Here is a 25,290-nt window from a genome sequence, read left to right on the forward strand (position 1 = left end):
ACACTAGATCGCGTGTTGGGGCCGCCGTCATCATCTGATATTTTTCATCCTGCGTTTTTCTGTGTGACATGCGATCGCTTCCTAACTGATATGTACTATCCCTATTGTATCACAAAACGCATGTCTGTGTGACTAAAAATCGGTATAAGTTTCTCCGTTTAAAAGAGTCTTGCCTTTGGAGGCGGCAAGTTCAGATACGGTTACCAGCTGGTAGCCTTCGGCCTGAAGCCTGGGGATCAGCTGCAGCGCGGCATCGATGGTCTCTGAGTGGATGTCGTGCATCAGGATAATGTCGCCGTCTTTGACGTCCTTCATGACCGCATCAATGGTGCTCTGGGCGTTACGGGTCTTCCAGTCCAGGGTGTCAATGTTCCACAGGATCATGGGCATGCCTGCATTGGAGGACAGGGTGCTGCTGATGGCTCCGTAGGGCGGGCGAAGGACAGTTGCACCGTTTCCGGCAATTCCCCGGATCCCTTCATTGGTCTGGGAGATCTGGGACTGGATGCCGGCGGCGTCCAGCTTGGACAGATCCGGATGGTCATAGGAATGATTTCCCAGTTCGCAGCCGATTTCCTGCATTTTACGGATGGCATCCGGATAAGAAGAAACTTTCTGCCCCAGCATAAAAAAGGTGGCGTGGGCATTGTATTTCTCCAGCTGGGCCAGAAGCTCCATGGTTCTGGGACCGGGCCCGTCGTCAAAGGTCAGAGCGATGGCCGGTTTGTTCGGATCGATCTGGCTTTCTGTTTTGAGATCAGTTTTCCATTTTCGTCAAAAGAACAGTGGGTCAGTCCCAGATAAATGTCGCCGGTAGCCATTTTTCCGTTGGCGTCAAAATAGTAGGTGGACCCGTCCAGATCCTGCCAGCCGGTAAGTGCGGCTCCGTTCTTGCCCAGGTAATAGCGGGCGTTGTCGCCATCTGCCCAGGTGCTGGTTTCCATGGCGCCCTCATCGTTGAAATGGTAGGTGGCATTGTTGATGGTCTGCCAGCCTGTGACCATGGCCCCGTCCTGATTAAAATAATAGGTCTGGTTTTTAGAAACCACGAAATCATTGGTTACATAGGTCCCGTCGTATTTCCGGAACCGGTTGTCCTCCCATTCGCCAATGGGATTTTTGACCGTAAAGACGCCTTCCTTTATGGTAAGCTTCAGATGTTTGCTCCAGGTCCTGGACTGAAGCTTCTGGGTCAGCTGATCAGATAATGTAATGGTGATCGGGTATTCCCCTTCCGCGTTTGGGTCCGGTTGACAGGAAACTGTATAATCACCGCCGCTTTTCAGATCTTTAAGAAGATCTTTTGCAGTGTAGAATTTCTTCCAGTCCAGAACAGCGTGCTCATTTCCTGTGAGATGTACTTTGGCGCTCCAGTCTGCCGGCGCAGTTTCTCCCTGCAGGATCTGGGCGTTTTTTGCCTGGATCTCAATGGATGCCGGCTGGGTCAGGGTATAGGCAAGATATAATGCACCTGCAGAGAGCAGGCATAACAGGACGAAGAGCACGGGCAGGATCAGTCTTCTCTGACGCCGCTTTCTTCTTTTTTTTCTTTTGTTTCTTGGATTCATAAATACTCCCTCTTAAGTTCGCTTATCTTCTGGAAGAATCTTCCAGAAGACAGAGATATGCAGAGGTAGTATAACTTTTTTCGACATATTTCGCAAAGGGAAAAGACGATTTTTAAGAATTCTTAATAATTATTAAAAATTATCGGATGTGCTTTTTGATGGCTTCAAAACTCTCCGGGCTGATCACGTGTTCAATCTTGCAGGCGTCTTCAGAGGCGATTTCTTCCGGAACTCCAAGGCGCACCAGCCACTGGGATAATAAAAGATGCCGTTCGTAGATCATTTCCGCAATAGCTTTGCCGGAATCTGTCAGATGGATAAAACCGCTGTCTTCCATGACGATATGATTCTGTTCCCGCAGATGCTTCATGGCAACACTGACGCTTGATTTTTTAAAGCCCAGTTCATTTGCGATATCGACAGAACGGACCACAGGCAGTTCTTTACTTAAGATCAGAATCGTTTCCAGATAATTTTCCGCGGATTCGCTGGTATAGGTTCTCATATGCGTTCCCTCCTGTCATCATGTGTCCAGTATAACATATATTTCTTTTGAATACAAAATAAAAAAATATTCTCAGGAAGGATTGACAAAACAGCCAGGTTAGATTAAACTATCAACTGTTAGAAGAACCTACTAAAAATTTGTTATGTATAACCATCCGGGAAGACGGATGAAAAAGATAAGTGAGAGGATCTGGTTTTATGACATTAATGGATGCAAAAGAAGGGGAAGAGTATATTGTGAAAGAGATTGTCACAGAAGATGATGATCTGGACAGCATTTCTTTTTTCCCTGGGATGTTACAGCGGAGAGCCGATTACCGTGGTTTCCCGTGTCCGCGGCGGCTGCACGGTTTCCATCAAAGACGGGAGATATAATATAGATACTGATCTGGCGAAAGCCATATCAATATAATTTTTTTACAACTGGGTTAGTTATAGCTAATCAATATAAAGGAGGAGATCAGAACATGAGAATTGCTTTTGCAGGGAATCCCAACAGCGGGAAGACAACCATGTACAATGCTCTGACCGGCAGGAATGAAAAAGTCGGCAACTGGGCCGGCGTGACGGTGGAGCGGAAGGAAAGCCTGATTAAAAAGGCATATTATGCCGGGGAAGAGGAGCTGGTGGCAGTAGACCTGCCGGGCGCTTATTCCATGTCGCCGTTTACGTCTGAAGAAAGTATTACCAGCAGTTATGTGAAAAATGAACATCCGGACGCGATCATCAATATCGTGGATGCAACCAATTTGAGCCGGAGCCTCTTTTTTACCACGCAGCTTCTGGAACTGGGAGTGCCGGTGGTTGTTGCGTTGAACAAAAGTGATATTACCGATAAGAAGCAGACGAGGATTGATGAGAGACTTTTGTCAGAAAAGCTTGGCTGCCCGGTGGTAAAGACGATTTCTACATCTTCCGGCCACGATGGTCTGAAAGAGGCGGTTGCGGCCGCGGCTTCCCTGAAAGGAGCCGGACAGAGAGCGCCTTATGTGCAGGCCGATATTGATCTGACCGATAAAAATGCGGTAGAAGAGGCGGACAGAAAGCGGTTCGCTTTTGTCAATGAGATCGTAAAGCAGGTAGAACAAAGAAAAGTCTTCACAAAAGATAAAAATGCACAGGATAAAGTGGACGCTGTTATCACTCATAAGATTGTGGGAATCCCGATTTTTGCGGCAGTGATCTTCCTGAGTGTTCTACATTTCCCAGACAACGCTGGGAACCTGGATCGCCGACTGGCTGGTGGCCTGGATCGAGACATTCCAGGGATGGGTCGGAGGAATGATGGAGAATGCCAATCCGTTACTGTATGCGATCCTGGTGGATGGTATCATCGGCGGCGTGGGAGCGGTCATCGGTTTCCTTCCGCTGGTTATGGTGATGTACTTCCTGATTGCTCTTCTGGAAGATTGTGGGTATATGGCAAGAGCTACGGTGGTGCTGGATCCGATCTTTAAGAGAGTGGGGCTTTCCGGAAAATCCGTGATCCCGATGGTCATTGGAACCGGATGCGCGATTCCCGGAGTCATGGCGTCCCGTACCATCCGCAATGAGAGAGAACGGCGGACCACGGCGATGCTGACGCCATTTATGCCCTGTGGAGCAAAGATCCCTGTGATCGCTTTATTTGCAGGCGCATTTTTCGCAGATGCCTGGTGGGTGTCCGCAACCATGTATCTGGTGGGAATCGTACTGATCCTTCTGGGGGCTTTGCTGGTAAAGAGAATTACCGGTCAGAAATACCGGAAATCTTTCTTCATCATTGAACTTCCGGAATATAAGATCCCAAGCCTGAAGCGGGCATGTATTTCCATGCTGGAACGCGGCAAGGCATACATTATCAAGGCCGGAACGATTATTCTGGTGTGCAACACCGTTGTCCAGATCATGCAGACCTTTAACTGGCAGTTCCAGCTGGTGGCGGAAGGCGCAGAGGATACTTCCATCCTGGCAAGCATTGCCCACCCGATCTCCATTCTCTTTATCCCGCTTGGATTTGGCGTATGGCAGCTGGCGGCAGCGGCAGTGACCGGATTTATCGCAAAAGAAAATGTAGTCGGCACGCTGGCGGTAGTATACGGCGTCACCAATCTGATCGATACTGATGAACTGGCACTGGTGGGAAGCGGAAATGCAGTGGCAGCAGTTCTGGGACTTACCAAAGTGGCTGCTCTTGCGTACCTGATGTTCAATCTTTATACGCCGCCATGCTTCGCGGCGCTCGGAGCCATGAACTCTGAGATGAAGAGCAGAAAATGGCTGTTTGGAGGCATCTGCCTCCAGCTGGGAACCGGGTACACCGTTGCCTTCCTGGTATATCAGATCGGCACATTGATCACAACCGGATCTCTGGGAACCGGATTTGTTCCGGGACTTGTCGCAGTCATTGTCTTTGTTCTGATCGTGCTGTGGAGAATCCGCAAGTCCGACCGGGAGTTCGCGGAAACCTACAGCCTGCATGCGGCGGCATAGGAAAAAGGAGGAATTCATATGGTGGATTTCATAGCGTTGGCTGTATTGGCGGCCATGCTGGGAAGCGCGATTACTTATATCGTAAAAGCAAAAAAGAAAGGCGTGAAATGCATCGGATGCCCGGCGGGCGGGAAATGCTCCGGGTGTAAGAAATAGCAAATGGGGACGTAGTCCTTTGCAAAAGGACTACGTCCCCATTTGCATTTTGCCCTGTCCCTTTTTGGCAAGAAGGGTGTACCCAACTAAAAAAAGATCAAAAAAATCCGGGGTCATGGGTGGATGATCCCGGGTTTTTCTGATAATATGATATATATTTCTATATTTCTTAACTATATTTCTGAATATCTTCTTCTACGTTCTGTATTTGCCCCAGAAGGTGTTCCCGCTCGGAATCGGTGAGATGATCTGCCAGTGCTTCCATGTCTTCGCGGATCCGGATGGGATTGTAGGGGACTTCCAATGCGAAATCGCTGTATGCACGTATTTTCTGAAAATACAGGTTGGTATCCGGTTCTTCGCCGGCTCTCCGGCACATCTGATACATCATGACGCAGTCGGATGCATCGGTGTCCGTACACATTTTGCAGATCCATTTTCCAAGATAATAGTAATTCCCGCTGACTTCATAAATGAAACCGGGCATGGTCAATAATTTTTCTACCAGCATGAAACCCCTCCTTGTTTGTAATGCGGTTCTTTACAGTCTTTATCGTAACAAATTTTATTCTGAAATGCAATGTATGCGGAAAGGCGGAGTATGAAAATATTTTTTAATGTTGTGATGATTGGGATTTTATTGAAAATTGCATGGGAAGATTTTCGTTCCCGCCGGATCCGCGACCGGATGCTGATTTTGCTGCTGGCGGCAGGACTCTGGAATCGTTTCGGGTACGGGGAGATGCAGGGAATCCTTTGGGAAAGCGTGGCCGGTATTTTGAGCGTCAGTGGGGGGATGCTCCTGATCTGTCTGTGGAAACCCGGCTGTTTTGGAGGCGGGGATATCAAACTGATGGCAGTATCCGGTTTTCTGCTTGGCTGGGAGAAGAATCTGGATGCCTTTTTTGCCGGCATGTTGTTTGCAGGAATTTTCTGTATCTGGATGCTGGCGGCAGGGAAGATGGATAGAAAATCGAAAATTGCACTGGGGCCGTTCTTGTGTGCAGGACTGCTCCTAAAGATTCTGAGTGGTTGTTTGGAGTAGTCGGTTCATTGGTTAAGTTTACTGGTCTGCAGATATCGCGCGCCAGAGCAGATGGAAGCAAAATGCGCCTGCCACAGATGCCAGAATGTAGAGGAAGATCCCGGCAGGATCCCCGGTGTAGTCTGCGATATCCCGGAATACCTTCTGATTCATGGGAAGATAGGGACTGATATAAAACAGGTTGATATTTCCCAGAGAATGCAGAGCGACATTGAAACCGGTGGCGATCAGGCAGCAGGCAAGATAAAGCAAAGTTCCGTGAAAATATCCGCGAAGAGAATATTCTGACAGTTGACTGAAGCCTGCCGCAAGCCCCAGGATGATCAGAAGAATGTGCCAGGTAAAGGAGTGGACGGTCAGCGGAAAGTAGGAATAATGCATGCCGCTGGTGTCAAAAAAGGCAAAAATCCCGCCCAGAAGACCGTAATCCATAAGAAAGACCAGCATGATTTTCTGCAATTTTTCAGAATGTATCCACGGAAACATCAGACAGATGTACATGGGAATACTGCAAAGCTGGAAAGGGAAATGCCACCAGTTGTAGTGGCCCTGTCCAAGGAGGAAGGTCAGGCACCATTGTTTCCAGATTTCGCTGACAGCCATGACAAGACCGCAGGTAAAGAAGAATATTTTGTATCGATACACAGACATCACCTGTTTACACATCGTTTCATATCATTGTATTTTAATTAAAGTGTCTTAAAATACAATTATTATACACCCGGAAGGGGAAATATGCTATAATACATCCTGGCTTAAGAGAAGACAGAAGAATAGAGAGAGATGTTTATGAAGACAAAAAATGTATGTATGCTGATATTGACAGCATTTATCTGGGGAACGGCGTTTGTGGCCCAGAGCGTAGGGATGGATTATCTCGGTCCTTTTACATTTAATGGAATCCGGAGCCTGATCGGCGGCGTGGCATTGCTGCCATGCATCTATTTTCTTGGGAAATGGAAAAGAACGGCTGAGAATGGTGCGAAAGAGGAGAAAGCGGCGGGGACTGGAGGCAGGGATCTTCTGACAGGAGGGATTGCCTGCGGGATCCTGCTGTTTGGAGCCAGCAGCCTGCAGCAGGTGGGAATTCAATATACAACTGCAGGAAAAGCAGGATTTATCACCGCTTGTTACATCGTGATCGTGCCGGTTTTGGGAATATTCTTGAAAAAGAAGATCGGATGGAAGGTGTGGGCTGCAGTCGTACTGGCAGTTGTCGGACTCTATTTCCTTTGTATCACAGAAAGCTTACGCATCGGAAAAGGAGATTTGCTGGTCTTTCTCTGTGCGCTGGTTTTTTCTCTGCATATTCTGGTGATTGATTATTTTGCGCCAAAAGCAGACGGCGTGAAAATGTCCTGCATTCAGTTTTTCGTATGCGGGATTCTTTCCCTGCCGGTTATGTTTCTTACAGAGACACCTACGATCGAAGGAATAATCGCAGGCTGGTTTCCGCTTTTTTATGCAGGAGTATTATCTTGCGGAGTGGCGTACACGCTGCAGATCGTGGGGCAAAAGGATATGAACCCGGCTGTTGCCGCCCTGATTTTAAGTCTGGAATCCTGCTTTTCCGTACTTGCAGGCTGGGCGCTTCTGGGGGAACAGATGTCTACAAGAGAAACCATTGGCTGCGTGCTGATGTTTGCGGCGATCATTCTGGCTCAGCTGCCCGAAAAAGAAAAAATACGTAATAAAAAATAACAAAATAAAAGGAGAACTTCACAATGAGATTTGTAATTCAGAGAGTATCAGAAAGCGAAGTAAAAGTCGACGGGGAAACCCTGGGAAAGATCGGGAAAGGATTTATGGTGCTGATCGGCGTGAGCAATTCAGACACAAAAGAAATCGCAGACCGGATGATCAAAAAAATGCTGGGACTGCGGATCTTTGAAGACGAGCAGGGAAAAACCAATCTATCCCTCGATACAGTGGGAGGAAGCCTTCTTCTGATCTCCCAGTTCACACTGTATGCCAACTGTAAAAAAGGAAACCGGCCAAGTTTCATTGAAGCAGGCGCGCCGGATATGGCAGAAGAAATGTATGAATATATCATTGCAAAATGCAAAGAGCAGGTTCCGACGGTAGAGCGGGGCAGGTTTGGCGCAGATATGAAAGTCAGCCTGGTAAACGATGGGCCATTCACGATAATTTTGGATTCAGAGACTTTATAACTTTATAGAAGGAAATGGGGGACGGGGGATTTCCGGAAATCCCCCGTCCCCCATTTCCTAAAACCGAATGCAGAAAGGGACTAGACAGATATGAAAAAATTATTTGGGTTTTTGAAGCCATATGCCGGGCAGGTGCTGCTGGTGATCTGTGTGCTGATCATCCAGGCCTATTGCGATCTTTCCCTGCCGTCCTATACGTCTGATATTGTAAATGTAGGGATCCAGCAGAGCGGGATTGACGAGCGGGTGCCGGAAGCACTGGTAGAAGAGGATCTGGAAGTGCTACTTACGCTGGCGAAAGAGGAAGACCGGGCAGAGATAGCAGATGCCTATCAGAAAAGTGATGAGTCATATGACTATGACGGAACAGTTATGGTTCTTAAAGAAGAGATAAAAGAAAATGAAGATGAGATGGAAAAGCTGGTGGAGAAGCTGGAACTTCCCATGGTCATGGCCATGATGCTGGAAGAAACGAATGCCGACGGGGCCACTTCGGGGAATGTGGCAGATACGGCTGGAGCAGGCGCGGCCGCACAGGAGAAAGTGATGGAAAGTCTTTCGGAGACCATGACGGAGCAGGCGGCCGCAGCCTACATTCGGTCCGCATACGAGAAGATCGGTCTGGATCTTGACAAGATCAGTTCCAGCTACATCCTGGTTACCGGCGGGAAAATGCTGGCGCTTGCCGGGGCCGGCATGGCGGCCAGCATTCTGGTGGGTCTGATCGCTTCCCTTGTGGGTGCCGGGCTTGGCCGGAACTTAAGAAAGGATGTGTTCCGCAAAGTAGTCGGCTTCTCCAATGGAGAGTTTGATCAATTTTCAACTGCTTCTTTGATCACACGCAGCACCAATGACATTCAGCAGATCCAGCTTCTGACGGTGATGATCCTGCGAATGGTGCTCTATGCGCCGATCCTGGCGGTGGGCGGCGTCTGGAACGTCTTCCACACTAATGTGGATATGTCCTGGATCATTGCCCTTGCAGTGGCGCTGATCTTCCTTCTGGTAGCGGTGCTGTTTGCTGTGGTCATGCCCAGATTCCGGATTCTGCAGAATCTGGTAGACCGTCTGAATCTGGTAAGCAGGGAGATCCTGACCGGCCTTCCGGTGATCCGCGCCTTTGGAACAGAGGCACACGAAGAAGAAAGATTTGATCAGGCAAACCGGGAACTGACAAGAACCAATCTTTTTGTCAACCGGGCGATGACATTTATGATGCCGGCCATGATGCTGATCATGAATGGAATCTCGGTTCTGATCGTGTGGGTGGGCGGCCACAGCATTGACGCAGGAACGATGCAGGTGGGAGACATGATGGCATTTATCCAGTATACCATGCAGATCATCATGGCATTTCTTATGATCTGCATGATCTCTGTGATGCTGCCAAGAGCGGCCGTGTCGGCGGAGCGTGTCAGCAGCGTGCTGGAAAGCCATACCATGATCTGTGATCCTAAGCTTCCGGAAGAACTGCCGGAATGCGGCAGGGGCGAACTCTCTTTTGACCACGTTTCCTTCCGGTATCCGGGAGCCGAAGAAGATGTTCTGAAAGACATTACATTCACGGCAAAACCGGGACAGACCACGGCCATCATCGGAAGCACGGGAAGCGGAAAATCCACACTGGTAAATCTGATCCCCAGATTTTATGACGTGACAGAAGGAAGCATCCGGATCGATGGCCGGGATATCCGTAAGATCCGGCAGCACGATCTGCGGGAAAAACTTGGGTTTGTGCCGCAAAAAGGGATTCTTTTCTCCGGTGATATTGCTTCCAATATTCTGTTTGGCCGTCCGGATGGTACGGAAGAGGAAATGAAGGAAGCGGCCCGGATCGCACAGGCTGAGGAATTTATTGAGGCCAAAAATCATAAGTATCAAAGTCCCATTGCCCAGGGAGGAACCAATGTGTCCGGCGGACAAAAGCAGAGGCTTTCCATTGCCAGAGCCGTCGCAAAACATCCGGATATCTACATTTTTGACGACAGTTTCTCTGCGCTGGATTATAAAACCGATACTGCGCTTCGCAAGGCGCTGAAGGAAAAGACGGCAGACAGTACGGTGATTATTGTGGCCCAGAGGATCAGTACGATCCTGCATGCGGAGCAGATCCTGGTGCTGGATGACGGAAGGATCGTGGGAAAAGGAACCCACGGGGAATTGCTGGAAAATTGTCCGGAGTATTATCAGATTGCTTCTTCGCAGTTATCGCAGGAAGAACTTTCGGGCAGCAGGAAGGAGGCGGTCTAACATGCCGGGAAGAAGAATGGGCCATGGGGGCGGCCATATGCCTGGAGAAAGGGCAAAGGATTTTAAAGGGACCATAAGAAAACTTATAAAATATCTTAGAAATTATAAAGTTGCTTTAATAGCAATTGTGATATTTGCTGTCGGAAGTACGATTTTTAATATCGCAGGGCCAAAGATTCTTGGTCAGGCCACGACAGAGTTGTTTGAAGGCCTGGTGGGCAAAGTATCCGGAAGCGGCGGCATAGATTTTGAGAAGATCGGCCGCATCCTGCTGACACTTCTTGGCATCTACCTGCTTAGCGCGGTATTGTCTTTTGTTCAGGGATATCTGATGACCGGCGTTTCCCAGAAAATGACCTATCAAATGCGTAAGGAGATTTCGGAGAAAATCGACCGGCTGCCGATGGGGTATTTTGACCGTATGACACATGGAGAGATCCTTTCCAGGATCACCAATGATGTGGATACTTTAAGCCAGAGCCTGAATCAAAGCGCGACACAATTGATCACTTCGGTTACTACCATTATTGGAGTGCTGGCCATGATGCTGAGTATCAGTCCTTTGATGACTGCGGCCGCCCTTTTGATCCTGCCGGTTTCGCTGGGGATGATCACCGGGATTGTCAGACATTCCCAGAAATATTTCCGGGCGCAGCAGGAGTATCTGGGGCATGTCAACAGTCAGGTGGAAGAGGTATACGGGGGCCACAGTATCGTAAAAGCCTTTAATAAAGAAGAGGATGTGATCCGGACGTTTGAACAGGATAACGATGTTTTATACCACTCTGCCTGGAAGTCCCAGTTCCTGTCCGGAATGATGATGCCGGTCATGCAGTTTGTAGGAAATCTGGGCTATGTGGGCGTGGTGATCCTGGGCGGATATCTGGCTGTCCAGAAAACCATTCAGGTGGGAGATATCCAGTCTTTCATCCAATACGTGAGAAATTTCACATCGCCTATCCAGCAGGCCGCACAGGTGGCAAACCTTCTGCAGTCCACAGCAGCGGCGGCGGAACGGGTATTTGAATTTCTGGAAGAAGAGGAAGAAGTACAGACAACCGCGCGGCCTCTGGCTGCAGATGACTTGAAGGGATGCGTGGAATTTGATCATGTAAAATTCGGATACCACAAAGATCATATGATCATCCATGATTTCAGCGCCAGGGCGCTGCCTGGGCAGAAGATTGCGATCGTCGGGCCCACTGGCGCAGGGAAAACAACTATGGTAAAATTATTGATGAGATTTTATGACGTATGTGATGGCGCGATCCGGGTGGACGGTCATGATATCCGGGAGTTTGACCGGACGGAACTGCGTCGGGCGTTCGGCATGGTGCTGCAGGATACGTGGCTGTTTAAAGGAAGCATTGAGGACAATATCCGTTACGGAAAACTGTCTGCTTCCCATGAAGAAGTAGTGGAAGCGGCAAAGGCAGCCTATGTCCATCATTTTGTACAGACACTGCCCGGAGGATATCAGATGGAATTAAATGAAGAGGCGAACAATGTATCGCAGGGGCAGAAGCAGCTTCTGACTATTGCAAGGGCGATCCTGGCAGATCCGAAGATCTTGATCCTGGATGAAGCTACCAGCTCGGTGGATACCAGGACCGAAGTGCGGATCCAGAAGGCATTTGAACGGCTGATGGAAGGCAGGACCACATTTATCATCGCCCACCGGCTGTCCACCATCCGGAATGCGGACCTGATCCTGGTGATGAAGGACGGGGATATCGTAGAACAGGGAACTCACCAGGAACTTCTGGAAAGAAACGGGTTCTATGCAGAACTATATAATTCCCAGTTCGAGCAGGATCCGGCCGCCAGTGCGTAACGGCGTAAAAGGATTGTAAAATACAGTGTGAAATCAGAAAATATACGGAGAGGATGTGGATGTATGGACCGGCTGGACCAGTTGTTTGCATTTGCAAAAGAAATAGACAAGGAAAAACTCATTGGGCGCCAGACGTATCTCGCTGATGGGCAAAGGAAGGAAAATGATGCGGAGCATGCCTGGCATCTGGCGCTGATGACGATTTTATTCAGTGAATATGCTAATGAAAAAATTGATGTACTGAAAACCGTGACTATGGTACTGATCCATGATATCGTGGAAATCGACGCAGGGGATACCTACGCTTACGATGAGGAGGCGAAGAAAACTCAGAAGGAGCGGGAAGAAAAGGCAGCCGCAAGGATTTTCGGATTGCTGCCGGAGGATCAGGGCAGCCGTCTGATGGGACTCTGGCAGGAATTTGAAGAAAGAAAGACGCCGGAAGCCAGATTTGCAAGGACCATAGACAATATCCAGCCCATCATGCTGAACCATGCTTCAGACGGCAAGGCCTGGGAAGAGCATGAGGTCTGTCTGGATCAGATCCTGAAGCGAAATGAGCGGACAGCTGAAGGATCCCGGCCTCTCTGGGATTATGCAAAAGAGCATTTTATCCGGCCGAGCCTGGAAAAAGGCAGGATCCGGCGCGTTCCGTCAGAGTAAGAAAAAGTTTTTCCATTCCCGGATCCAGGGATAAAAGGACTTCCGGATGCCACTGGACGCCAAGGGCAAACGGATGCCCGGGGATCTCAATGGCTTCCACCACTCCATCGGAAGCAGTCGCCACGGGGCGGATCTGCGGCGGAATGAAGTGGAGACATTGGTGATGAAAACTATTTACATTTGCATGAGTTCCAAGAAAATCAGATAGCATGCTATTTTGTGAGACGGTGATCTTGTGACAGGGATCCTTGCGGGAACCGGAAATCTGCATGTGCTGCAGCGTGGGGGAAGGACGCAGGGAAAGATCCTGATAGATGCTGCCTCCAAGGGCAAGATTCATGACCTGCATACCCCGGCATATGGCAAGGACCGGACGTTTTGCATGTAATACCTTTTGCATCAGAGCCAGATGGAAACGGTCTGTGAAAAGGTCTGTGCCGCCACGGTCTGTGAGCAGTTCTTCGCCAAAAAGAAGGGGTGTAATGTCTCTGCCGCCGCAGAACAAAAATCCATCACAGATCTGCAGGTAGTCCGTCAGGATCGCGGCATCATCCAGAATGGGAAGGATCAGAGGAATCCCGCCTGTGCGGGAGACCGCCTCGATGTAAGCTTCTGTCACAAACTGCCGGTTGTCTGTAGATCCGCATGCGGCGATTCCGATGACTGGTTTCATAAAACAGCACCTTCCCCAATACAATAGCAAGAGTTATACTGAACATATGAGAGGAGCGGATAAAATATGAAACTGATCGACCTGCACTGTGATACATTATGGAAATTAATGGATCTAAGTGGAAACGGAGATCTGATGAAAAACGATGGATGCGTCAGCATAGAAGCCATGAAAAAGGGCGGAACGATGGCTCAGTTTTTCGCCTGCTTTACCTATGCAGAGGATTATAAGGAGACAGGCGGGTACGACGCCGCCTGGCAGCATGTGCTGGAAATGATCGCATATCTGAAGGAACAGACCCGGATTTATGCAGACCAGATTTCCCTTGCCACTTCCTGTCAGGAAATGCGGGAAAATGCCGGACAGGGGAAGATTTCGGCATTTCTTACTGTAGAAGAGGGCGGTGTGCTGAATGGTCACCTTGACCGGCTGGAGGAACTGTACCGACAGGGAGTGCGCCTGATGACACTGATGTGGAATTATGAAAACTGCATCGGCCATCCAAACAGCCGGGATGCTTCTGTCATGTGGCAGGGACTGAAGCCCTTTGGCAGAGAAGTGGTGGAACGGATGAACGAGCTGGGGATGATCATAGATGTGTCTCACGCATCCGATGGAGTATTCCGGGATGTGCTGGAAATCTCCCGGGTGCCGGTAGTGGCGTCTCACTCTAACTGCAGAGCGCTTTGTTCGCATCCCAGAAATCTGACAGATGACATGATCCGGGCGCTGGCAAACACAGGCGGCATCGCAGGCCTGAACTTTTACGGAGCCTTCCTGGGAAACGAACATGCGTCGAAACTGGAAGAAATGACCATGCATGTGCTGCATATGCTGGACGTGGGCGGCAGCGAATTTCCGGCCATTGGCACAGACTTTGACGGATTCGACGGAATAGAAGAACTGGATATCCCGGATGCCAGCCAGATGGAACGGCTCTGGGAAGCATTGCGGAAAAAAGGCCTGTCAGAAAATCAGCTGGATAAGATCTGGAATGGAAATGCAGAAAGAATCTGCAGGCAGATACTGTAAAATGTAAACGGAATATGAACGGGGCCGGGGGATTTTTGAAAATCCCCCGGCCCCGTTCACATTTTTGTTTACATCTATTTGCTCTCTGTCTGTGTTTTCTGCATTTTCATAGCGCGCACTTTGAGCGGCAGGCCGAACAGGTTGATGAATCCGTCGGCGTCATGGTGGTCGTAGAGATCACCGGTGGTGAAGCTTGCCAGGGATTCACTGTAGAGTGAGTAAGGAGAGGTGGTTCCGGCTTTGGTGATGTTGCCTTTGTAAAGTTTGAATTTGACCTCTCCGGTCACGTATTCCTGGGTGCTTTCGATGAAGGCCTGGATCGCTTCGCGAAGAGGAGTAAACCATTTTCCTTCATAGATCACCTGGGAAAGTTTGTTGGCCATGTCTTTTTTCACTTCATAGGTGGCCCGGTCTAACACCAGTTCTTCCAGCTGCTGGTGCGCCTCGTAGAGAATGGTTCCGCCCGGTGTCTCGTAGACGCCGCGGGACTTCATGCCTACGACGCGGTTTTCTACGATGTCGCAGATACCGATGCCGTGTTTGCCGCCCAGCTCGTTTAATGTGCGGATGATGTCGGAGACTTTCATCTCTACACCGTTGATACTCTTGGGAACGCCTTTTTCAAAGGTCATGGTTACGTATTCCGGTTCATCCGGAGCATCTTCCGGTTTGGCGGTCAGCACCAGAAGTTCATCGTAGTTGGGTTCCAGGGATGGATCTTCCAGCTCCAGGCCTTCATGGCTGATGTGCCAGAGGTTCCGGTCGCGGCTGTAGCTGTGGCTTGCGTCGAAAGGAAGATCAATGCCGTGCTGTTTGCAGTATGCGATCTCATCTTCCCGGGACTGCATGGTCCACAGATCGGTCATTCTCCAGGGAGCAATGATCTTGATATCCGGAGCCAGAGCGCGGATGCTGAGCTCAAAACGGATCTGGTCATTTCCTTTTCCGGTTGCGCCGTGGCAGATGGCGACAGCGCCTTCTTTTCTGGCAATCTCTACCAGACGTTTGGAAATGGCCGGACGGGCCATAGCGGTTCCCAGCAGATATTTATTTTCATAGACTGCGTGCGCCTGTACGCAGGGCACAATGTAGTTGTCGCAGAAATCATCTACGATATCTTCAATATATAATTTGGAAGCGCCGGACATTTTGGCTCTTTCTTCCAGTCCGTCCAGTTCTTCGCCCTGTCCGCAGTTAACGCAGCAGCAGATGACGTCATAACCAAATGTTTCTTTGAGCCACGGGATGACGGCTGTGGTATCCAGACCGCCGGAGTAGGACAGTACAACTTTCTCTTTCATCTTTGAAAACCTCCTGAATTTTGCAGTAATTTATGATGATTCTTTTTCTCAATGAATTGCAAGGAATACTATACACTAAAATTTATATTTATGCAAGAGAAAGTATAAAAATAATATCACAAAAAATGAAGAAAGCGGTTGACAGATCACAGGCTGCCCGATATTATATAGGTAACCGATATATAGATAATCTATACAATGTTGTAAAGGAGGGATCGAAACGTGCGTATGGATAAGAGTCTGATTTCCGGAAGTACTTCGATGCTGGTGCTGCGTCTTCTGGAAGAAGGGGATCTGTATGGATACCAGATGATTGAAAGGCTTAGGGAGCGATCCAATTATGTATTTGAACTGAAGGCGGGAACCCTTTATCCGCTGCTCCACGGGATGGAAGAGAAAGGCTTTCTTACCTCTTATGAGCAGGAGGAAGGCGGAAAGGTCCGCAAATATTATCATTTGACCAGAGACGGCAAAAAGGCGCTGAAGGAAAAGGAGGAAGAGTGGAACACCTATCGAAGTGCAGTCGAGCGTGTGCTGCAGATGGGAGGTGCGCTGTGAACCGGAGAGAATATCTGAAGACGATCACAGAACAGATCCGTTGTGAGAAAGCCAGGGAAGGGATTGCAAAAGAATTGAACGGCCACATTGAGGATCAGAAAGAAACCTTTTTAAAGGAAGGAATGACAGAGACCGAGGCAGAAGAGGCGGCGGTCCGGGAGATGGGTGATCCGGTGGCGGCAGGTGTGGAACTGGACCGGATTCATCGGCCGAAAATGCCCTGGGGGCTGATCGCCCTGATCGGAATCCTTCACGCTGCCGGATTTTTCCTGCGTCACCTTCTGGATGCCAGGATCGAAGGCGTGGTGTTTGTGTCATCCGGAGGATCCGGGATCCTGGGAGAAATCGTTTTTCTGCTTGCAGGTCTGGCTCTGATGATCGGCGTGTGTTACCTGGATTACAGCCGGATCGGAAGGTACGCAAAGGGAATCTGGTGGGGCGCTTTTCTGGTGTTGTTTCCGGGCGTGTGGTTTTTTGGCCCTGTCATCAACGGAGCGTCCTGGGGCGCCTATGGAATGGTGTTTAATCTGCAGTTGCTGCTGTTTCTGGCTCTGCCGCTTTATGGAGCCATCTTATTTCAGAGCCGGGGCGGCGGGTACCGGACGGTAGCCGGAAATCTCTTTCTTATCAGCCTGCCGGTGCTGCTCTGCCTGGGGATCCCGAGCGCAGGCAACGCCATTTTCCTGGGAGGACTTCTGGTGGTTCTGATGTGCCTGGCGCTCTGGAAGGGCTGGTACCGCGTGAACAGGGCAGGGACGTTCCTGGCGATCCTTGGGATTTTCGTTGGTCTGCCGGCGCTTCTGGCAGTGCTGTGGTGGAAGGGTGCCTTTGGATTGCCGCCCCTGTATCAGATCGAAAGACTCCGGGCCATTTTCCGTCCTTCCGTCTATGCGCCGGAGATCGCAGACTGGATGGAAGGCCTGCGGCGGATCTTTCTATCGGGGAAATGGATCGGATCCGGAGGAGAACTTCCGCAAGACAGCTATCTGGCAGGAGACGGCAGCTCTTATATGCTGGCCTATATCGCAGCCAGTTTCGGCCTGCTTTTGGCCCTTGTGCTGACCGGGCTGATCGGATATCTGTTCTTCCGCCTGCTGCAGGTTTCTCTGAAACAGAGCAACCAGCTGGGAAGAATGATGGGAATCGGCTGTACGCTGGCGCTGGCGGCCTGGTTTGGTATCTATGTTCTGGTCAATACGGGACTATTGCCCCGCGGATCGGTGTATTGTCCCTTCCTTTCCTTTGGAAATACCGGCATGCTGGTGACAGATGTGCTGCTTGGGATCTTACTTGGCATCTACCGGTATCAGAACGTGCCGCTTGTCACGACCCGTCCGGCGGGAGGGAAAAACGTCTGGCGGGGGAGATTCCTCTGGCAGGGAAGATCGTAACAAAAGAAATATATAGAAAATGAGAAAAATAGCTTGCATGTTTTATACAAATGGATGTATAATTATGCAAGCTATTTTCTTGTGAAAATACCTTTGATTCTCAAAGGATTTCATATATAATGGAATGCGTAAGTCAAGAGAAGAAATAAAGGATGTGAGCATATATGATAAAAGCAGGAATCATCGGCGCGACGGGTTACGCGGGAGCGGAACTGGTGCGGATCCTTACAGGACATAAGGACGTGCAGATCGTCTGGTACGGGTCCAGAAGTTATATTGATCAGAAATTTGCGGATATTTACCGTAACTTTTTCCGGATCGTGGATGCCAGGTGCCTGGATGACCACATGGAAGAACTGGCAGAGGAGGCGGACGTGATCTTTACCGCCACGCCTCAGGGGTACTGTGCCTCTGTGATCAGCGAAGCAATCCTGTCAAAAACCAAAATCATCGACCTGAGCGCGGATTTTCGTATCAAAGATGTAGACATTTATGAAAAATGGTACGGGATTAAACATCAAAGTCCACAGTTTATCGAAGAAGCTGTCTATGGACTTTGCGAGATCAACAGGGAAGAGATCAGGCAGGCCCGGCTGGTAGCCAATCCAGGGTGCTACACCACCTGTTCGATCCTGACGGCCTATCCGCTGGCAAAAGAAGGAGTGATCGACATGAATACCCTGATCGTGGACGCGAAATCCGGCACCAGCGGCGCGGGAAGAGGCGCAAAAGTTGCCAATCTCTTCTGCGAGGTCAATGAAAATATCAAGGCCTACGGCGTTACGACCCACCGCCACACGCCCGAGATCGAGGAACAGCTTTCCTATGCTGCGGGCGAGCCGGTCCTGCTCAACTTTACGCCCCATCTGGTTCCGATGAACCGGGGGATCCTGGCTACGGAATATGCGTCTTTAAAGAAACCTGTGACCATGGAAGAGGTCGGCAGGATCTATCAGGAGTATTATGGCGGGGAAAGATTTATCCGCCTGCTGGAGCCGGGGACCTGTCCGGAGACCCGATGGGTGGAAGGAAGCAACTATGTAGATATCGGTTTTCAGATCGATGCGCGGACCGGAAGGATCGTGATGATGGGAGCCATCGATAATCTGGTGAAGGGAGCGGCCGGCCAGGCAGTGCAGAATATGAATCTGATGTTCGGCCTTCCGGAAAACGAAGGACTCGATCTGGTCCCGCTCTTCCCATAGAAACGTGACCGGTGATAAGGAGAAGGAGAACATGTATACAGTAAGAGTGATGAACAGCAGGGATTATGACCAGGTGTATGCGTTGTGGAAGACCATCAAAGGATTCGGGATCCGCAGCATGGACGATTCCAGAGAAGGTGTGGAACGGTTCTTAAAGAGAAATCCAACCACCAGTGTGGTGGCAGAAGAAGACGGAAAGATCGTAGGAGCGATCCTGTGCGGCCATGATGGAAGACGGGGCTGCCTCTATCATGTGTGCGTAGATCCGGCCCACCGGATGCGGGGGATCGGCAGAGCTATGGTAGGAGCGGCAATGAATGCCCTCAAAGAAGAAGGCATCAATAAGGTTTCCCTGATCGCTTTTACCAGAAATGACATTGGAAATGCATTCTGGAAAGAGATCGGATGGACAAAGCGGGAAGATTTAAATTATTATGATTTTACATTGAATGAAGAAAACATCACTGCATTTATTCAATAGAAAGAGAAAGAAAGGAAGGATAGTTTTATGGAGATCATTACCGGAGGAGTAACAGCAGCAGAAGGATTTGAAGCGGCCAGCACGGCGGCGGGGATCAAATATCAGGACCGCACTGACATGGCGCTTGTATACAGCAAAGAGCCCTGCGTGGCGGCAGGAACTTTTACTACGAATGTGGTAAAAGCGGCGCCGGTTCAGTGGGACCGGCAGGTCATTGACGGCAAAGGAAAGGTCCAGGCAGTTGTGGTTAATTCCGGGATTGCCAACGCCTGCACAGGTAAAGAGGGTCTTGGATATTGCGAGGAAACCGCACGTGCGGCAGGAGAAGCGCTGGGGATCGCTCCGGAATCCGTTGTTATCGGTTCAACAGGAGTGATCGGCATGCAGCTTCCCATCGAAAAGGTCAAAGCAGGGGTCCGGGTGCTGGCGGAGAAGAAAAACGGTTCTCTGGACAATGGCACGGATGCAGCCAGGGCCATCATGACTACAGATACCTGCGAAAAAGAGCTGGCAGCGATCATTAAGGTGGGGGAAAAGACAGTGACCATCGGCGGTATGGCAAAGGGTTCCGGCATGATCCATCCCAATATGTGTACCATGCTGGCATTTATTACTACAGATGCCGTCATCGGGCAGGAAACGCTGCAGAAAGCTTTAAGTGAAGATGTGCAGGATACTTACAATATGATCTCGGTAGACGGAGACACTTCTACCAATGATACGGTTCTTTTGCTGGCAAACGGACTGGCGGGCAATCCCGAGATCCGGTATGGCACTCCGGAATACGAGACCTTTGCCGGGGCCCTTCATGCGATCAATGAGTATCTGGCAAAGAAAATCGCAGGAGACGGAGAAGGAGCCACCGCACTGCTGGAAGCAAGAGTGGAAGGCTGCGAGAACAGGGAACAGGCGAAAACTCTGGCAAAATCCATCGTATGCTCCAATCTGACCAAGACAGCCATCGCGGGCCATGACGCCAACTGGGGCAGGATCCTGTGTGCCATGGGATATTCCGGTGCGCAGTTTGATCCGGAAAATGTGGATCTGTTCTTTGAAAGCAAGGCAGGAAAGATACAGATCATTGAAAATGGAACGGCTCTTCCCTACAGCGAGACAGAGGCCGCAAAGATCCTCTCTCAGCCGGAAGTCACTGTGATCGCCGATGTAAAGATGGGAGAGGCAGGCGCCGCCGCCTGGGGCTGCGACCTGACGCACGGATATATTGACATCAACGCAGATTACCGCAGTTAAGTTTGGAAGGAAGCGAAAGAAATGGAAAAAAGCATGCAGAAGTATCTGGACAAGGCAGAGGTGCTGATCGAAGCGCTGCCTTATATCCAGAGATTTAACCGGAAGATCATTGTAGTAAAATATGGCGGCAGCGCCATGGTTGATGAGACGCTAAAAGAGCGGGTCATTCAGGATGTTACCCTTCTGAAGCTGGTCGGATTCAAGCCGATCATTGTTCACGGCGGAGGAAAGGAGATCAGCAAGTGGGTGGGAAAGGTCGGCATGGAGCCGGAGTTTGTCAACGGACTGCGTGTCACCGATGAAGCCACCATGGAACTGGCGGAGATGGTGCTTGGAAAGGTCAACAAAAGCCTGGTACAGCTGGTGGAAAGCCTGGGCGTGCGGGCCATCGGTATCAGCGGGAAAGACGGAAAGCTCCTGTCTGTGGAGAAAAAGTATGCAGACGGAGAAGATATCGGGTTCGTAGGAGAGATCACGCACGTCAATGCAGATATTCTTTACGACCTGCTGGAAAAGGATTTTCTGCCGATCGTCTGCCCCATCGGCCTGGATGATGCGTACCAGACCTACAATATCAATGCCGACGACGCGGCCTGCGCCATTGCAAGGGCTATGAAGGCGGAGAAACTGGCGTTTCTGACGGATATTGAAGGCGTCTATAAGGATCCGGATGATCCGGACACGCTGATCTCAGAACTGCCGGTCACAGAGGCGGAAGCTCTGATGAACCAGGGCTATATCGGAGGCGGCATGCTGCCCAAGCTTCAGAACTGCATTGACGCTATTGAAAACGGGGTGTCCCGGGTGCATATCCTGGACGGAAGGATTCCCCACTGTCTCCTGCTGGAGATCTTTACCAACAAAGGAATCGGTACAGCCATTCTGAACGATACGGATGAGCGGTACTATCAGGGAGAATAGGACGGACAGTGAGAAAGAACGGAGATGAGAAAATGAGAACCCCATATATGAAGGAAACAGAAGAGGCGCTTTTGCACACCTACAACCGGTTCCCGGTAGAATTTGACCGGGGAGAGGGCGTGTATCTTTACGATGCGGAAGGCAGGAAATATCTGGATTTTGCGGCAGGTATCGCTGTGTGCGGTCTGGGATACGGCCATCCGGAACTGACAAAGGCTCTGAAAGAGCAGGCGGAAAAACTTCTGCATACATCGAACCTGTTTTACAACGAGTCCTGCGGAAAGGCGGCGGCAGCGCTTAAAAAGGCCTGCGGCATGGACCGGGTGTTTTTTACCAACAGCGGGACGGAAGCCAACGAAGGGATGCTCAAAGCGGCCAGAAAATACGCCTGGAAAAGAGGAACCGGTCGATACGAGTTTATCGCGATGGAAGGTTCTTTTCACGGACGGAGCATGGGAGCTTTGTCTGTGACAGAGCATGAAGCCTACCGGATTCCTTTTGAACCGCTGATCCCCGGGGTAAAGTTTGCAAAATGGAATGATCTGGAAAGTGTAAGGGCACTGGTAACGGAGAGAAAACCTGCGGCATCATTTTAGAACCCATCCAGGGAGGAGGGCGGTATCAACATGGCGTCCCCGGAATTTTTAGAGGGCGTCCGCAGGATCTGTGACGAAGAGGGGATCCTTCTGCTCTTTGATGAGATCCAGTGCGGCATGGACGGACCGGAGAGATGTTTGCATGGCAGTATTACGGTGTGAAGCCGGATATCATGTCCATGGCAAAGGCCATCGGAAGCGGTGTTCCGGTGGGGGCATTTGCCATGACAGAAGCAGTGGCGTCGGATTCTCTGGAGCCCGGAGACCACGGCACGACTTATGGAGGCAACCTTTTGCCTGTACGGCAGTAGCAAAGACACTGGAAATCTTTGAAAAAGAACATGTGACAGAACATGTCAGAGATATAGGGGAATATCTGGCAGAACAGCTGGACCGGCTGGTGCAGGAAGAAGAAGCGTCCTGGAACGTAAGGGGCACCGGACTGATCCAGGGCATCCGTCTGAACCGCCCGGCAGGAGAGGTGACAGCAAAAGCCCATGGAAGAGGGGCTGGTGATCATTACCGCAAGAAGCGACGTGATCCGTCTGGTTCCTCCGATGATCATCGAAAAAGAGCATGTGGATGAGATGATTGAAAAACTGAAGAAATCTCTGTAAGGCGACAGGAAGAGTAAAAACATAAAAATCCCGGTCATTGGAGATACTAACCTGAAAAAGCAAGGGAGGTATCCAGACAATGATCGGGTTTTTGATTGCATTTTATCCGGCGCGCTGATGAGCGTGCAGGGTGTGTTCAATACCCAGGTGACAAAGACAACGGGGATGTGGGTCAGTAACGGCTGGGTGCAGTTCAGCGCCCTTCTTCTGTGTCTTGCGGCCTGGCTTCTGACCGGGAGAGACAGTATTGCGGCTATCGCGAAGGTGGAGCCCAAATATATGCTTCTTGGCGGGGGGTGATCGGCGCCGGGATCACCTGGACTGTGATTAAGAGCATGGCCCAGCTCGGCCCAGCAAAAGCTGCCTTTTTTTATTGTGATGAGCCAGCTGATCGTGGCTTATGTGATCGAGGTGCTGGGGGCTTTTCGGAGTGGAGAAAAAGAACCGCTGGAATGGAGACGGGTGATCGGCATGGGGATCGCTTTGATTGGAGTTGCAATTTTCCAGTGGAAATAGTACAATAGCTTTATCTAGGCATATGCAGGGTGTTTGCGGTTCCGACAGACCGTTAAAGGAGCAGATATGCAGAGAAAACAACAAAAGTATAGAGATGAAAACAGGAGATTTCCAGCGCGTTTTGCCGGTATATATCCTGATCCTTTTCTGGGGCGTTTCCCAGGCTGGATGTTCTTCCGGCAGGGAAGAACCGGCGCTGGCCGAGGTGCAGATGGAAGAAGAACGTCCGGAAGGGGAAGATACGAAAGATGCAAAAGAGGGCGGGGAAGCGAAAGAGCAGGAAGAACCCGGAGAATCTGTGGTGATCGTTCACGTCTGCGGGCAGGTGGCGTCGCCCGGCGTCTATGAACTGCCGGCAGGCAGCCGGATCTATGAGGCGGTAGAGGCAGCAGGAGGCTTAGGCCCCCAGGCTGCAGCTGAAGGATTAAATCAGGCGGCAGAGGCCGAGGACGGGCAGCAGATCTATGTCCCTTCTGCAGAGGAGATGGGGGAGGGGGACCGTTCCTTTGGAATCGGCCGGCCCGGCAGAGACAGGGCAGACAAAGGTGAACATCAATACCGCAGGAGCGGAAGAACTGATGACCCTGAGCGGGATCGGCGAGGCGAAAGCTTCCGCGATCATCCGGTACAGGGAAGAGAAAACGGGAAGTTTGGGAGTATTGAAGAGCTGATGGAGATCAGCGGCATCAAAGAAGGCGTCTTTGAAAAGATCAAAGACCAGATCAAAGTATAACAGGGGAGAGTTTCATGAACAGACATGTGTTGGTGGTAGACGATGAAAAGTTAATTGTAAAAGGGATCCGGTTCAGCCTGGAGCAGGACGATATGGACGTGGACTGCGCCTATGACGGAGAAGAGGCTTTGAAACTTGCCAGGGAAAATCATTATGACATGATTCTTCTGGATGTGATGCTTCCGAAACTGGACGGATTTGAGGTCTGGCCCGGCAGATCCGGGAATTTTCCGATGTTCCCATTATCATGCTGACTGCAAGAGACGACGATATGAATAAGATCTTAGGTCTGGAGTACGGGCGGACGATTATATCACCAAACCATTTAATATTCTGGAGGTAAAAAGCCAGGATCAAGGCGATCATGCGCCGTACAGGCAGAAGGGATCCGGAAAACTCCGGCGGGAAACTGGTGATCAAAGGAGAGATGAAGATCGACTGCGGAGAGCCGCAGGGGTAATGATCGGGGAAAAAAGAGATCAATCTGACGGCCAAAGAATTTGACCTTCTGGAACTTCTGGCCATGAATCCCGGAAAGGTATACAGCCGGGAAAATCTGCTGAACATCGTGTGGGGATATGAATACCCGGGCGATTGCAAGGACAGTGGATGTACATATCCGGAGGCTTCGCGAGAAGATCGAGACCAATCCGAGCGATCCAAAATATGTCTATACAAAATGGGGTGTTGGTTATTATTTCAGGGTTTTAAAAGATATTTTTCCAATCATATACTGGGAAGCCTCCGGTTCAGGATCATCCTTCTGGTGGTCCTTTTCGGGCGGTTCCGGCTCTGATCATGCAGGCCGTGATCCTGAACAGTTATGAGACAAGGGCAGTAGAATGTACGGACTGCCGAAATACAGAATCAATGTACAATTCTATGTAATCAGCTCGGGAGCCGGGGGGGACTCTGAACGGCCGGGCGGATGAATCTATACAGACGGAACTGGTGCAGATGTCCAATATTTACGACGGACGGGTACTGGTGATCGATATATAATTTCCAGGTGGAAGGAAGATACATATGATATGGATATTGGCAGAACCATCGTGTCCGCGGATGTGATCCGGTTCTGGAAGGAACGGGGTAACCAGCAGATATGATGAAGAGAATGCCTATATAGAAGTAACGTCTCCGGTCTACGATCCGTCCGGGGAGCATGTGCTTGGGGTTTTGCTGGTCAGTGTGTCTACAGATTCCATAGAAGATAATCTGGCCGTGCTGACCGGAAAATAGGCCGCCGTTGCGTGGATCACAATGACACTGGTGGTTCTGGTGCTGGCATTTTTGCTGGGATTTGTGATGGTCAAACCGTTTCAGAGGATTACCCAACACGCGATCTAGTG

The 25,290-nt window shown here is 50.2% G+C and carries 24 protein-coding genes and 5 pseudogenes; 21 read left to right on the forward strand and 8 right to left on the reverse strand.

Annotated features, from left to right (window positions below; translation table 11 throughout):
* Nucleotides 1-132 precede the first annotated feature (132 nt).
* The 3 genes from ABGT54_RS03805 to ABGT54_RS03815 form a co-directional block, all read right to left on the reverse strand.
* Nucleotides 133-678 (reverse strand): polysaccharide deacetylase family protein, encoded by a 546-nt coding sequence (locus ABGT54_RS03805; RefSeq protein WP_346662924.1) that lies wholly within the window; start codon nt 676-678, stop codon nt 133-135.
* Between the two features lie 29 nt (nt 679-707).
* A complete protein-coding gene (locus tag ABGT54_RS03810; protein WP_346662925.1) occupies nt 708-1,568 on the reverse strand; it encodes a hypothetical protein in 861 nt (286 codons plus the stop codon).
* A 139-nt stretch (nt 1,569-1,707) separates the two neighbouring features.
* On the reverse strand, nt 1,708-2,073 hold the full coding sequence (locus tag ABGT54_RS03815) for a metal-dependent transcriptional regulator (RefSeq protein WP_204909616.1): 366 nt from the start codon (nt 2,071-2,073) through the stop codon (nt 1,708-1,710).
* Nucleotides 2,074-2,334: 261 nt separating this feature from the next.
* Here ABGT54_RS03815 and ABGT54_RS03820 point away from each other — a divergent pair, with 261 nt between their 5' ends.
* The 3 genes and pseudogenes from ABGT54_RS03820 (at nt 2,335) to ABGT54_RS03830 (ending at nt 4,703) form a co-directional block, all read left to right on the forward strand.
* Complete coding sequence (locus tag ABGT54_RS03820) at nt 2,335-2,487, forward strand: FeoA domain-containing protein (protein ID WP_346662926.1); 153 nt, start codon at nt 2,335-2,337, stop codon at nt 2,485-2,487.
* Between the two features lie 55 nt (nt 2,488-2,542).
* Nucleotides 2,543-4,547, forward strand: a pseudogene (feoB, locus tag ABGT54_RS03825) (ferrous iron transport protein B).
* Nucleotides 4,548-4,565: 18 nt separating this feature from the next.
* Nucleotides 4,566-4,703 carry a FeoB-associated Cys-rich membrane protein gene (locus ABGT54_RS03830; protein WP_204909613.1) on the forward strand — a complete coding sequence of 46 codons (138 nt, stop codon included), beginning with the start codon at nt 4,566-4,568 and terminating at the stop codon, nt 4,701-4,703.
* Between the two features lie 169 nt (nt 4,704-4,872).
* Here the strand turns inward: ABGT54_RS03830 and ABGT54_RS03835 are convergent, their stop codons facing one another.
* Complete coding sequence (locus ABGT54_RS03835; protein WP_346662927.1) at nt 4,873-5,214, reverse strand: hypothetical protein; 342 nt, start codon at nt 5,212-5,214, stop codon at nt 4,873-4,875.
* A gap of 90 nt (nt 5,215-5,304) precedes the next feature.
* Here ABGT54_RS03835 and ABGT54_RS03840 point away from each other — a divergent pair, with 90 nt between their 5' ends.
* A complete protein-coding gene (locus ABGT54_RS03840) occupies nt 5,305-5,748 on the forward strand; it encodes an A24 family peptidase (RefSeq protein WP_346662928.1) in 444 nt (147 codons plus the stop codon).
* Nucleotides 5,749-5,766: 18 nt separating this feature from the next.
* On the opposite strand, the gene ABGT54_RS03845 is transcribed toward ABGT54_RS03840, so the two are convergent.
* Entirely contained in the window at nt 5,767-6,393 is a 627-nt protein-coding gene (locus tag ABGT54_RS03845) for a hypothetical protein (RefSeq protein ID WP_346662929.1), read from the reverse strand.
* A gap of 144 nt (nt 6,394-6,537) precedes the next feature.
* Between ABGT54_RS03845 and ABGT54_RS03850 the strand changes: the two genes are divergently transcribed.
* The 5 genes from ABGT54_RS03850 (at nt 6,538) to ABGT54_RS03870 (ending at nt 12,666) form a co-directional block, all read left to right on the forward strand.
* Nucleotides 6,538-7,449 (forward strand): DMT family transporter, encoded by a 912-nt coding sequence (locus ABGT54_RS03850; RefSeq protein WP_346662930.1) that lies wholly within the window; start codon nt 6,538-6,540, stop codon nt 7,447-7,449.
* A 23-nt stretch (nt 7,450-7,472) separates the two neighbouring features.
* Nucleotides 7,473-7,919 (forward strand): D-aminoacyl-tRNA deacylase, encoded by a 447-nt coding sequence (dtd, locus tag ABGT54_RS03855; RefSeq protein ID WP_204909221.1) that lies wholly within the window; start codon nt 7,473-7,475, stop codon nt 7,917-7,919.
* Between the two features lie 90 nt (nt 7,920-8,009).
* On the forward strand, nt 8,010-10,169 hold the full coding sequence (locus ABGT54_RS03860; protein WP_346662931.1) for an ABC transporter ATP-binding protein: 2,160 nt from the start codon (nt 8,010-8,012) through the stop codon (nt 10,167-10,169).
* A 1-nt stretch (nt 10,170) separates the two neighbouring features.
* Nucleotides 10,171-12,003 carry an ABC transporter ATP-binding protein gene (locus ABGT54_RS03865; RefSeq protein ID WP_346662932.1) on the forward strand — a complete coding sequence of 611 codons (1,833 nt, stop codon included), beginning with the start codon at nt 10,171-10,173 and terminating at the stop codon, nt 12,001-12,003.
* Between the two features lie 63 nt (nt 12,004-12,066).
* Entirely contained in the window at nt 12,067-12,666 is a 600-nt protein-coding gene (locus ABGT54_RS03870; RefSeq protein ID WP_346662933.1) for an HD domain-containing protein, read from the forward strand.
* Here ABGT54_RS03870 and ABGT54_RS03875 read toward each other — a convergent pair.
* A complete protein-coding gene (locus ABGT54_RS03875) occupies nt 12,614-13,339 on the reverse strand; it encodes a gamma-glutamyl-gamma-aminobutyrate hydrolase family protein (RefSeq protein WP_346662934.1) in 726 nt (241 codons plus the stop codon). The two genes, ABGT54_RS03870 and ABGT54_RS03875, sit on opposite strands and share 53 nt — an antisense overlap.
* A gap of 66 nt (nt 13,340-13,405) precedes the next feature.
* Between ABGT54_RS03875 and ABGT54_RS03880 the strand changes: the two genes are divergently transcribed.
* Nucleotides 13,406-14,371: a dipeptidase gene (locus ABGT54_RS03880; protein ID WP_346662935.1), complete on the forward strand. Its 966-nt coding sequence runs from the start codon at nt 13,406-13,408 to the stop codon at nt 14,369-14,371.
* Nucleotides 14,372-14,445: 74 nt separating this feature from the next.
* On the opposite strand, the gene ABGT54_RS03885 is transcribed toward ABGT54_RS03880, so the two are convergent.
* Nucleotides 14,446-15,672: an argininosuccinate synthase gene (locus ABGT54_RS03885; protein ID WP_346662936.1), complete on the reverse strand. Its 1,227-nt coding sequence runs from the start codon at nt 15,670-15,672 to the stop codon at nt 14,446-14,448.
* Nucleotides 15,673-15,894: 222 nt separating this feature from the next.
* Between ABGT54_RS03885 and ABGT54_RS03890 the strand changes: the two genes are divergently transcribed.
* From ABGT54_RS03890 to ABGT54_RS03940, 11 genes and pseudogenes are all read left to right on the forward strand, one after another.
* On the forward strand, nt 15,895-16,230 hold the full coding sequence (locus ABGT54_RS03890; protein WP_204909214.1) for a PadR family transcriptional regulator: 336 nt from the start codon (nt 15,895-15,897) through the stop codon (nt 16,228-16,230).
* Entirely contained in the window at nt 16,227-17,621 is a 1,395-nt protein-coding gene (locus tag ABGT54_RS03895) for an FtsW/RodA/SpoVE family cell cycle protein (RefSeq protein WP_346662937.1), read from the forward strand. The genes ABGT54_RS03890 and ABGT54_RS03895 overlap by 4 nt, the downstream gene beginning before the upstream one ends.
* A 164-nt stretch (nt 17,622-17,785) precedes the next feature.
* Nucleotides 17,786-18,826: an N-acetyl-gamma-glutamyl-phosphate reductase gene (argC, locus tag ABGT54_RS03900; protein WP_204931927.1), complete on the forward strand. Its 1,041-nt coding sequence runs from the start codon at nt 17,786-17,788 to the stop codon at nt 18,824-18,826.
* Nucleotides 18,827-18,857: 31 nt separating this feature from the next.
* Nucleotides 18,858-19,307, forward strand: coding sequence for a GNAT family N-acetyltransferase (locus ABGT54_RS03905; RefSeq protein ID WP_243416482.1), 450 nt, complete (start codon nt 18,858-18,860; stop codon nt 19,305-19,307).
* A 27-nt stretch (nt 19,308-19,334) separates the two neighbouring features.
* Entirely contained in the window at nt 19,335-20,558 is a 1,224-nt protein-coding gene (gene argJ / locus ABGT54_RS03910; RefSeq protein ID WP_346662938.1) for a bifunctional glutamate N-acetyltransferase/amino-acid acetyltransferase ArgJ, read from the forward strand.
* A gap of 21 nt (nt 20,559-20,579) precedes the next feature.
* On the forward strand, nt 20,580-21,479 hold the full coding sequence (gene argB / locus ABGT54_RS03915) for an acetylglutamate kinase (RefSeq protein WP_204909210.1): 900 nt from the start codon (nt 20,580-20,582) through the stop codon (nt 21,477-21,479).
* A gap of 32 nt (nt 21,480-21,511) precedes the next feature.
* A pseudogene (locus ABGT54_RS03920) lies at nt 21,512-22,692 on the forward strand (aspartate aminotransferase family protein).
* Between the two features lie 147 nt (nt 22,693-22,839).
* Nucleotides 22,840-23,208: pseudogene (locus ABGT54_RS03925) on the forward strand (DMT family transporter).
* Between the two features lie 211 nt (nt 23,209-23,419).
* Nucleotides 23,420-23,665: pseudogene (locus ABGT54_RS03930) on the forward strand (SLBB domain-containing protein); the annotation flags it as partial.
* Nucleotides 23,666-23,786: 121 nt separating this feature from the next.
* Nucleotides 23,787-23,879 (forward strand): hypothetical protein, encoded by a 93-nt coding sequence (locus ABGT54_RS03935; protein ID WP_346662940.1) that lies wholly within the window; start codon nt 23,787-23,789, stop codon nt 23,877-23,879.
* Between the two features lie 76 nt (nt 23,880-23,955).
* A pseudogene (locus tag ABGT54_RS03940) lies at nt 23,956-24,645 on the forward strand (response regulator transcription factor); the annotation flags it as partial.
* 438 nt (nt 24,646-25,083) lie between these two features.
* Here the strand turns inward: ABGT54_RS03940 and ABGT54_RS03945 are convergent.
* A complete protein-coding gene (locus ABGT54_RS03945; RefSeq protein ID WP_346662939.1) occupies nt 25,084-25,254 on the reverse strand; it encodes a hypothetical protein in 171 nt (56 codons plus the stop codon).
* Between the last annotated feature and the right edge of the window lie 36 nt (nt 25,255-25,290).

It is taken from the genome of uncultured Merdimonas sp. (genome assembly GCF_963929015.1).
Classification (GTDB): Bacteria; Bacillota; Clostridia; order Lachnospirales; family Lachnospiraceae; genus Merdimonas.

What these genes read in the sequence shown, in the direction of transcription:
- ABGT54_RS03820 (WP_346662926.1), top strand. Translation starts at nt 2,335, where the DNA reads ATGATGATCTGGACAGCATTTCTTTTTTCCCTGGGATGTTACAGCGGA.
- ABGT54_RS03815 (WP_204909616.1), bottom strand. Translation starts at nt 2,073, where the DNA reads ATGAGAACCTATACCAGCGAATCCGCGGAAAATTATCTGGAAACGATT.
- ABGT54_RS03805 (WP_346662924.1), bottom strand. Translation starts at nt 678, where the DNA reads ATGGAGCTTCTGGCCCAGCTGGAGAAATACAATGCCCACGCCACCTTT.
- ABGT54_RS03905 (WP_243416482.1), top strand. Translation starts at nt 18,858, where the DNA reads ATGTATACAGTAAGAGTGATGAACAGCAGGGATTATGACCAGGTGTAT.
- ABGT54_RS03865 (WP_346662932.1), top strand. Translation starts at nt 10,171, where the DNA reads ATGCCGGGAAGAAGAATGGGCCATGGGGGCGGCCATATGCCTGGAGAA.
- ABGT54_RS03840 (WP_346662928.1), top strand. Translation starts at nt 5,305, where the DNA reads ATGAAAATATTTTTTAATGTTGTGATGATTGGGATTTTATTGAAAATT.
- ABGT54_RS03810 (WP_346662925.1), bottom strand. Translation starts at nt 1,568, where the DNA reads ATGAATCCAAGAAACAAAAGAAAAAAAAGAAGAAAGCGGCGTCAGAGA.
- ABGT54_RS03835 (WP_346662927.1), bottom strand. Translation starts at nt 5,214, where the DNA reads ATGCTGGTAGAAAAATTATTGACCATGCCCGGTTTCATTTATGAAGTC.
- dtd (WP_204909221.1), top strand. Translation starts at nt 7,473, where the DNA reads ATGAGATTTGTAATTCAGAGAGTATCAGAAAGCGAAGTAAAAGTCGAC.
- argB (WP_204909210.1), top strand. Translation starts at nt 20,580, where the DNA reads ATGGAAAAAAGCATGCAGAAGTATCTGGACAAGGCAGAGGTGCTGATC.
- ABGT54_RS03860 (WP_346662931.1), top strand. Translation starts at nt 8,010, where the DNA reads ATGAAAAAATTATTTGGGTTTTTGAAGCCATATGCCGGGCAGGTGCTG.
- ABGT54_RS03880 (WP_346662935.1), top strand. Translation starts at nt 13,406, where the DNA reads ATGAAACTGATCGACCTGCACTGTGATACATTATGGAAATTAATGGAT.
- ABGT54_RS03935 (WP_346662940.1), top strand. Translation starts at nt 23,787, where the DNA reads ATGACCCTGAGCGGGATCGGCGAGGCGAAAGCTTCCGCGATCATCCGG.
- argJ (WP_346662938.1), top strand. Translation starts at nt 19,335, where the DNA reads ATGGAGATCATTACCGGAGGAGTAACAGCAGCAGAAGGATTTGAAGCG.
- ABGT54_RS03850 (WP_346662930.1), top strand. Translation starts at nt 6,538, where the DNA reads ATGAAGACAAAAAATGTATGTATGCTGATATTGACAGCATTTATCTGG.
- ABGT54_RS03870 (WP_346662933.1), top strand. Translation starts at nt 12,067, where the DNA reads ATGGACCGGCTGGACCAGTTGTTTGCATTTGCAAAAGAAATAGACAAG.
- ABGT54_RS03875 (WP_346662934.1), bottom strand. Translation starts at nt 13,339, where the DNA reads ATGAAACCAGTCATCGGAATCGCCGCATGCGGATCTACAGACAACCGG.
- ABGT54_RS03885 (WP_346662936.1), bottom strand. Translation starts at nt 15,672, where the DNA reads ATGAAAGAGAAAGTTGTACTGTCCTACTCCGGCGGTCTGGATACCACA.
- ABGT54_RS03830 (WP_204909613.1), top strand. Translation starts at nt 4,566, where the DNA reads ATGGTGGATTTCATAGCGTTGGCTGTATTGGCGGCCATGCTGGGAAGC.
- argC (WP_204931927.1), top strand. Translation starts at nt 17,786, where the DNA reads ATGATAAAAGCAGGAATCATCGGCGCGACGGGTTACGCGGGAGCGGAA.